Source organism: Vreelandella sp. L-15 (assembly GCF_056857635.1).
Genome location: NZ_JBSXNN010000067.1, coordinates 1 through 8,047 on the forward strand (window position 1 = coordinate 1; position 8,047 = coordinate 8,047).

The 8,047-nt window shown below is 55.8% G+C and carries 6 protein-coding genes, 1 pseudogene and 1 riboswitch; of the genes and pseudogenes, 2 read left to right on the forward strand and 5 right to left on the reverse strand.

The features are described 5' to 3' along the window. Nucleotides 1-206 precede the first annotated feature (206 nt). On the reverse strand, nt 207-1,334 hold the full coding sequence (locus tag AC13CY_RS10055; protein ID WP_323133622.1) for a hypothetical protein: 1,128 nt from the start codon (nt 1,332-1,334) through the stop codon (nt 207-209). 158 nt (nt 1,335-1,492) lie between these two features. Here AC13CY_RS10055 and AC13CY_RS10060 point away from each other — a divergent pair, with 158 nt between their 5' ends. Next, entirely contained in the window at nt 1,493-1,759 is a 267-nt protein-coding gene (locus AC13CY_RS10060) for a hypothetical protein (protein ID WP_159342894.1), read from the forward strand. 101 nt (nt 1,760-1,860) lie between these two features. On the opposite strand, the gene AC13CY_RS10065 is transcribed toward AC13CY_RS10060, so the two are convergent. The 3 genes and pseudogenes from AC13CY_RS10065 to AC13CY_RS10075 form a co-directional block, all read right to left on the reverse strand. Further along, on the reverse strand, nt 1,861-2,868 hold the full coding sequence (locus tag AC13CY_RS10065) for a zinc-dependent alcohol dehydrogenase family protein (protein ID WP_172514766.1): 1,008 nt from the start codon (nt 2,866-2,868) through the stop codon (nt 1,861-1,863). Nucleotides 2,869-2,913: 45 nt separating this feature from the next. Then, nucleotides 2,914-4,806: an ABC transporter ATP-binding protein gene (locus AC13CY_RS10070; RefSeq protein ID WP_269474878.1), complete on the reverse strand. Its 1,893-nt coding sequence runs from the start codon at nt 4,804-4,806 to the stop codon at nt 2,914-2,916. Nucleotides 4,807-4,872: 66 nt separating this feature from the next. Beyond that, a pseudogene (locus tag AC13CY_RS10075) lies at nt 4,873-5,914 on the reverse strand (AbrB family transcriptional regulator). Between the two features lie 194 nt (nt 5,915-6,108). Next, nucleotides 6,109-6,278: riboswitch (FMN riboswitch) on the forward strand. Nucleotides 6,279-6,374: 96 nt separating this feature from the next. Between AC13CY_RS10075 and AC13CY_RS10080 the strand changes: the two are divergent. Continuing rightward, nucleotides 6,375-6,851 (forward strand): 6,7-dimethyl-8-ribityllumazine synthase, encoded by a 477-nt coding sequence (locus tag AC13CY_RS10080; RefSeq protein WP_137093525.1) that lies wholly within the window; start codon nt 6,375-6,377, stop codon nt 6,849-6,851. Nucleotides 6,852-6,989: 138 nt separating this feature from the next. Here AC13CY_RS10080 and AC13CY_RS10085 read toward each other — a convergent pair whose 3' ends face one another. Further along, nucleotides 6,990-7,889: a ribokinase gene (locus tag AC13CY_RS10085; RefSeq protein WP_172514767.1), complete on the reverse strand. Its 900-nt coding sequence runs from the start codon at nt 7,887-7,889 to the stop codon at nt 6,990-6,992. Nucleotides 7,890-8,047 lie beyond the last annotated feature (158 nt).

An 8,047-nucleotide genomic window follows, 5' to 3' on the forward strand; every position in this document is an offset into this window, starting at 1 on the left:
GTGGAATATCAAGCGGATGCACCGGTTGACGGCGGGCTGAGGGCTCGCCGCGCCCAACCGGCCAGCAGGCAAGGCGTCAGAACCGCCTTGCAGAAGCTGAGGGGCAGGTTAAGAGCCACACAACAGCACCAACACCAACACCAACACAGGGGGGGGTGAAGAACCCACGCCTCAGCTCATCCATTAACCTCAAGTCCGACAGACTGCTAGAGCGGGTCAACGAGATAGTTACGCGACTCAAGCAGCTGCCGCACGCTGGCATAGCTAAGCGGCGCCACCTGCCAGCGCCCTTGCTGGCTGCTAAGAATGCCGCGCCGCGCCAGGGCAAAGCGTGCATTTAACGATTCGTGATCCGAAAAAGGCAGCACATGTTTTAACGCATGATCTTCCAGCCCGCCGTGAATCAGCAGGGTATGCAGCAGTAAAGTAGCTAGATCGCCGGTATCTGTGGGTAGTTCGGCTTCAGCCAGCGCGTCCAGTAGCCACAGTTCTTGAGAAGTGTCGCTATCATCCGAATCTTCTGCTGGCTCACGCAGCCGCTCGCGCCAGTAGTGCCAGGCAATTCCCAAGTGCCCTCGGCAGTGTGCCGCTAGGCGCTGCAGCTCTTTATAGGCCTCTTTTTGATCACTGTCGCTGGTGAGAATCGATTTGCCCGTACGTGTACTGTACACCGTCGGGCACTCCCCCGCTGCTTGGGAAAAATAGTGGGCCAACTGTTCACCTTCGAGCCCTTGGAGGGTCAATACCGGCACGCCCTCCAACCCCACCGCATGCTGTAAGTAGGCGTAGGTCCAACTGTCGCACCCCATCACGCTCTGCCCTAGGCGCCCACTCAAGGCACGCTCAAGCAACTCACGAACGCCTTGCAAGCCATTGGTATGGCGTAAAAAGTGGTACTCCAAGGCAGGAATTGCCCAGCGCTTTAGCTGGGTAGCGTCTTCTACCCAGGCTAGGCTGCCGTCCACTGGCTCTTTCAGCGTGGGTACGGTGAGGCAAGGAATATCCTGTTGCGCAGCCCATTGGCTCACCACGGTGCTGTGCCCACCGTAAGGCGGTGAAATAAACAGCACAACCGGCGCATCTTCGTAGTCTTTCAGCGCCTGTTTCAAGCGTTCGGTGGCGGGCAGCCAGTCAATGGGGGGCGCAACATGCGCCAGCTTCACTTTAGGCAGCGCGCGCAGTTCACTCTCCTGCTTCGCTTGGCGCTCGGAAGCTTCCTTGCCTATCATCCAGGTGGTGGCCGCTCGCCAGCTACGCCGCCACTGGCTCGCCTGAGTGCGCTCAGGGGTTTGAAAGGTGTCTAATGCCACCACGTTCCATGGCGATAAAGCCACGTTCGTTGAGCCTTGCGCCATATCTCGCCTCGATTCAGTAAACTAGATTAAGGTTAGCATGCCTTATGCCACCCCCCCCGGGCTAGCCGAACTTATCGTCTAAAATAAAGTCGTTATTGCCAAGTAACTCACTTTTGAGCGATGCGCAGGAGGCGACGATGAGCGTGGTGAATGTCACGATGGCGGAGCTTCACGAGAAGCTTGCAAAGTGCATTGCGGGCGAGCGGGTGCTCATTGAGCAGGAAGGGAATCGATTCAGCGGCCGCATCCAGCATGTCGGTGTGATGGGGGTAAAAGTCATTCCTGAAACCGTCATCAAAAACAGTACCGGTGACCCAGGGGATATGGATGGCGTGACCGTGCCCTACGACGATATTTGGGAGCTGGAAGTCAAAGGCGTGGTCTACAGCCGACTGGGGGAGTAACGTAGCCTCCCCCTCATGGCAAAAAAAGCGCGCCTGCTTTTGGCAGACGCGCTTTTGACTCGTCGCTTTTTTTACTCATTGTGCAAAGCGTCGCGCTTCGCTCAATAGGTCAGGCAGATCTTACCAAAGTGCTTGCCTGACTCTTGATGACGAAACGCATCGGCGATCTCGCTGAGCGGGAATTCACGGTCAATGATCGGTTTGAGCTTCGCCGCTTCGATCGCTTGGATCATCTCGATCTGATGACGACGGCTACCTACGATAAGCCCCTGCAATTTAGCCTGTTTTGCCATCAGCTTAGCCGTCGGGATCTCGCCGTCACGGCCGGTGAGCACACCAATCAGTGAGATATGCCCGCCAATCTTCACGGCATCGATGGATTGCGGCAGCGTACCGGGGCCGCCTACCTCGATGACGTGATCCACGCCTTTGCCGTCGGTCAACGCTTTGACCGCTTTTCCCCACTCGGGTGTCTCGCGGTAGTTGATGGTGTGCTCCGCGCCGAGGCTACGCAGGCGCTCCAGCTTCTCATTGGAAGAGGAGGTCGCGATCACTCGAGCCCCCATCAGCTTGGCGAACTGCAGCGCAAAGATCGACACCCCGCCGGTACCCAGTACCAGCACGGTATCGCCCGCTTTCAAGCCGCCGTCCACCACCAGCGCGCGCCAAGCGGTCAATCCTGCGGTGGTCAACGTGGCGGATTCTACATGGCTGTAGCCGATCGGCTGGCGAGTAAACCATGTGGCCGGTCGAATTACCTGCTCGCGGGCATAGCCATCGACGCCATCGCCAGGGGTGGTGGTAAAGTCGCCTACGCGCGCCGGGCCTTCCAGCCAGTATGGGAAGAAGGTCGAGACGACCGCATCGCCCACGGCAAACTCTTCCACACCTTCGCCAACGGCTTCCACCACGCCCGCGCCGTCGGACATCGGGATGCGCTTATCGTCGGTGGGAATCATCCCCGCCACGACCGCGTAGTCGTGAAAGTTCAGCGAGCTGGCGTGCAGGCGCACTTTGATCTCGCCGGGGCCTGGCTCCCCAGGGGCTGCCACGTCGACAACGTTCAATTTATCTAAACCGCCGGGTTGTTGAAGCTGGATAGCTTGCATCAGTACCTCCTGTTAAAGCGCCCTTACTAGGCGACCGGTCTAGTCTCAAATGAGGGCATTGTTATCAGGATCAAGGTCGTTACCCAAAAATCCTCCCGACTGGCGCTGCCAAAGGCCTGCATAAATGCCGTTTCGGGCCAGCAATTCCTGATGAGTGCCGCTCTCCACCATGCGCCCTTCATCCACCACAATCAAACGGTCTAGCATGGCAATGGTAGAGAGCCGATGGGCGATGGCAATCACCGTTTTGCCCTCCATCAACGCATCCAACTGCTCTTGAATCGCCGCTTCAACCTCGGAATCCAGCGCCGAGGTGGCTTCATCCAATACCAGGATGGGGGCATCTTTGAGCAGCACCCGGGCGATGGCAATGCGCTGGCGCTGGCCGCCGGAGAGCTTCACGCCCCGCTCTCCCACATGAGCATCCAAACCGCGCCGCCCTTTGGGATCGACTAGGTCATTGATGAAAGTATCGGCATGGGCACGGCATACCGCCTGCCAGACATCCTCATCGCTGGCGTGCGGACTGCCGTAGCGGATGTTATCTCGCAGCGAACGGTGCAGCAGCGAGGTGTCTTGGGTCACCATGCCGATCTGATGGCGCAGCGAGGTCTGGGTGACCTCAGCAATGTTTTGGCCGTCGATCAGAATGCGCCCGCCCTGCAGGTCGTAAAAGCGCAGCAGCAGGTTCGCCAGGGTCGATTTTCCCGCCCCGGAACGGCCAATCAGGCCGATCTTTTCACCGGGCTTGATGGTCAGGTTCAGCCCATCAAACACATTTTTGCTCTCCCCTTTTGCCTGAGCATACTGGAAGCGCAGCGTATCGAAGACGATCTCGCCGTTGGGCACGGTCAGCGCTTTGGCGTTGGGCGCGTCTTTCACCGTCGGCTCCTGGGCGATGGTGTTCATGCCATCCTGCACCGTGCCGATGTTTTCAAACAGCCCAGCGACTTCCCATAAAATCCAGTCGGACATAAAACGGATCCGCATCACCAGGGCAATGGCGATAGCCAGCACGCCCAGAGAGATCGCCTCCATGTACCACGCTGCAATCGCCATGCCTGCCGTGCCAACTAGCAGCAGCGTATTAAGCAGCGTCAAGCAGACGCTCATCACCGTGACCAGGCGCATCTGGCGATGCACGGTGACCATAAAGCCCTCCATAGCATCTTTGGCGTAGCGCTCTTCGCGCTGAGTATCGGCAAACAGCTTGATAGTTTGGATGTTGCTGTAGCTATCCACCACGCGGCCAGTCATCTGAGCGCGAGCACCCGCCTGGGCCATAGAGACATCCCGCAGGCGCGGTACGAAAAAGCGCATGATGCCTAAATAGCCGATCAGCCAAAGGCCTAGCGGCAGCAGCAGCCATGGATCGGCGCGTCCCAACAGAATGGCCGCCCCGGTAAAATAGACGATGGCGTACACCATCAGATCCATCACTTTGGTGACGGTTTCCCGCACGGCCAGCGCGGTTTGCATCACTTTTTGCGATACCCGCCCGGCAAACTCATCTTGATAGAACGCTAGGCTCTGGCTGAGCATATGGCGATGAGAGAGCCAGCGGCCAATCATCGGGTAGTTACCAAAAATGCTCTGGTGGGTGACCAGCGACTGCAGCAGCACCAGTAGCGGCAGGCCCACCACCACTAACAAACCAAGGCCCGCCAGCCACAGGCCGTGGTTGGCCCAGAAATCGGCGCGCTCGACGCCACCCAGCCAATCCACCAAATCGCCCATGTAGCTAAAGAACACCACCTCTGCGGCAGATACCACCGCCGTTATCAGCGACATCACTAGCAGCCACGGCCACACCGGGCGCGAAAAGTGCCAGATAAACGGCAACAGCCCTTTGGGCGGTGTGGTGACCTCACCCTCTGGGTAGGGGTTAACGCGCTCCTCAAAAAAACGGAACAGCGGCGAGAGCAGACGTGACAGCATGGAGAGTCCTTACATGACGCGATAAAAGGGAGCACAGCGAGGAGAGTTAGCGTAATGATCGCGACGTCAGGCGTCAGGATGATGACGCATTAGCCAGCGGGCCCAGAAGGGAGCAACAATCATCAGGGTGACCATGCGCAGCAGGTGATGAAAAGCCACAAACACTGGGTCAATGTTGAGCGCGACGGCGAGTATCGCCATTTCACCAATACCGCCAGGGGCCAGCGCCAAGAGCGCCACATCGCGTCGCACGCCAACGGTTTGGTGGATCAGTTCGGCAAAAACAGCCAACACGACGAGGGCCAGCAGCGTCGCAATCTGACTGCCATAAGTAGCGGCCCAACAGCCGCCGCGTCATGCCTTGAAAGCGTGAACCAATGGCGCTGCCCAGCACCCAGAGCATCAGATTCATACCCCGGCTTGGCAAGGCGAGGCTGGCGATATCTAACCCGGAGAGTAGCGCGGTGGCTAACAAGGGAGCGAGCAGCGCGGGGCTTGGCAGGCGTAGCCATTTGCCCAGCGGCAGCAACAGCGGAATAGCAAGCAGCAGCCAGCCATCGGTTAATGCGGCATCCGCTGGCCCCAAGGTACCTTCACCGCCTTCAAAGGCCCAAAATAGCGGCGGCAGGAATAGAACAACCAGCACAATACGCAGCGACTGGGCAATCGCAATCCGTTGGGGGTCGCCGCCACACCGGTCACCCAGCATAATCATGGCGGTCATTGCCCCTGGGGAGGCACCAAACCAGGCGCTTACGGGGTCGAAGCCACAACGGCGGTACCAGGCAGACGCCACGGCAGTGGACGCCACCACACCCGTTAGCAACAGCACGGCCGAGATTGGCCAATCCAATACGCGGTGGGCAAGCTCAGGAGTGACTTGGCTACCCAGCACCATGCCCATCACTGCTAAAAACACGCTACGCAGCGACTCAGGCACTTCAACCTTCACGCCTTTAGCAGACACCAGCAGGTTCGCCACCAAGGGGCCAAGCATCCAGGCCAGCGGCAGCCCCGTAATGTGAAACAGCACACCGCCTGCTGCACCAACACTGAGCGATAAGAGAAGCGCCTTGGCTCTCCCTGCACTGAAACGGCTGCCCTTCACACTCCCCTCCGGTGATCTATCTCTGACATCACAGGGTCATTACCCTGCTAAGTGCTATCCATAGCTTACCATTATCTCTGTCAGCTTGGGCTTAACTAGCAAGATTCCACCCACAAACAAGAACCAAGCAATTTTTGACAGGGCCTGCTATATCTTCCAAGCAGAAGGCGTATAATAACCCCGCCAATAATGGCGAACTTTCTCAGGGCGGGGTGTAAGTCCCCACCGGTGGTAATGCCATATCTTAACGGATATGGACAAGCCCACGAGCGCTCAGCTAAAGGGTGTAACCCGATAGTTGAGGACAGCAGATTCGGTGAGATTCCGGAGCCGACGGTCATAGTCCGGATAAAAGAGAAGGTTTCCTAGTGATATTACCTGTAGCGTTCCAACGCATACGGGTGCTGTGCTATTGGATGCCTCATGCCCTGGTTCTGGTAAACAATCCCATAGGATGACCATGAATCAGACCCAACACTCCTCATCTGTTCGCGTTGCCTTTATCGAAGCGTCGTGGCATCACGATATAGTCATTCAAGCTCGTCAGGCATTTATTGCTCAACTTGCTAGCGAGCATGGTTTTTCTGCTGACCAAGTAGAGATATTCCAAGTTGCAGGGGCTTACGAAATTCCGCTTCAGGCTAAACTACTCGCCAAAACTGGCCGTTACAGCGCCATTGTGGGAGCTGGCTTTGTCATTGACGGTGGCATCTATCGGCACGAATTCGTTGCTCAAGCTGTCATTGAAGGCATGATGCAAGCGCAACTGGAAACCGAAATCCCCATTCTTTCGGTTGTGCTGACGCCTCATCATTTTCATGAACACAGCACACACCATGATTTTTTCCATGGCCATTTCCTCGCCAAAGGCAAGGAAGCCGCCGAAGCGTTGGTCATGACTTTGGAAAATCATAAAAAGATTCAAACCTTAAACTAGGTCAATACCAAGTCCATAATAGTATATAAGAGAGATAGCGGGCGGCCTAAATGGCTGCTCGCAAGCAAATAGAAAGTGCTTAACATTTGATATGTATTATGTATTTTCAGCTAAGTGATGCACTGATTTCGACTATCTTTAGGTACTTTGATATATGATCCCGTCAACTTCTGACGCCATCGGAATACTACTGGCAGCACCGAATTTTTGTACCGCCAGGGCAGCCGCCGTTGCCGCCCTTTGCAAGCACTGTGAGGGCGTTAGGCCAGCTTGCCTCGCAGCAAGGAAGTAGCCCACAAAGGTGTCGCCTGCAGCCGTTGTATCAACGGCTTTTACCTTTAAAGCCGGTTGAAAAAGAGTCTCATTGCTGCGCTGATACCAAGCCCCCTCGCTACCTAGAGTAAGAACCACCTCAACATCGCCAAGCGATTCTTTACACCGCATAAGCAAATCTGCGGCGCTCGAATCTACTGGCATTTCTAACAAAGCGGCGGCCTCTGTACGGTTAAAAAAAAGCAGTTCACACTGGTCTAGAGGTAATGATGATACTTTCGAGGTCATTGGTGCTGGATTAAATATCACCTTACAGCCATGACTCACTGCTAATAGAATAAGCTGATCAAGCCCATTACATTCGTTCTGGATAAGTATTGTGTCGCCAGGCGCAGTTTGCGCAACAAGAGCCGTCATTTTCTCCCGTGTAAAACCATGATTGGCGCCAGAGAATAAAAGAATAGCGTTTTCACCCAGTGCATCAATTTGAATAATCGCATGCCCACTTGGCTCTGGGGTCAATTCAATATCTTTCACATCAACACCCGCAGACTCAAGCTCACTGGTCACCCAAGCATCGATCGATGAAACTCGCCCCCAGTGACTCACCATTCCTTTAGCACGCGCTATTGCCAACGACTGATTGACGCCCTTTCCACCTAATCCAATATTATAATCATCACTTTCCAAGGTTTCGCCAGGGCGAACAAAATAGGGCACAAGGTAAGTATAATCGATATTAATGGAACCCAAATTAAAGATCATTGACACACCCTCTTATTCAGCGAGTAGGGTGAGGCGTCTCCGCCTCATCCCTCTCACAGAACCGTACATACGGACCACGTATACGGCTCATGCCATTAACTTACCCCGAATTCGGGGACAGTGATGCCGGTTCTGACCCTGGTCAGATCCAATAACCG

Excerpts from the sequence above, each read along its gene's own strand:
- AC13CY_RS10060 (WP_159342894.1), top strand. The coding sequence starts at position 1,493 with ATGAGCGTGGTGAATGTCACGATGGCGGAGCTTCACGAGAAGCTTGCA.
- AC13CY_RS10065 (WP_172514766.1), bottom strand. The coding sequence starts at position 2,868 with ATGCAAGCTATCCAGCTTCAACAACCCGGCGGTTTAGATAAATTGAAC.
- AC13CY_RS10070 (WP_269474878.1), bottom strand. The coding sequence starts at position 4,806 with ATGCTGTCACGTCTGCTCTCGCCGCTGTTCCGTTTTTTTGAGGAGCGC.
- AC13CY_RS10080 (WP_137093525.1), top strand. The coding sequence starts at position 6,375 with ATGAATCAGACCCAACACTCCTCATCTGTTCGCGTTGCCTTTATCGAA.
- AC13CY_RS10085 (WP_172514767.1), bottom strand. The coding sequence starts at position 7,889 with ATGATCTTTAATTTGGGTTCCATTAATATCGATTATACTTACCTTGTG.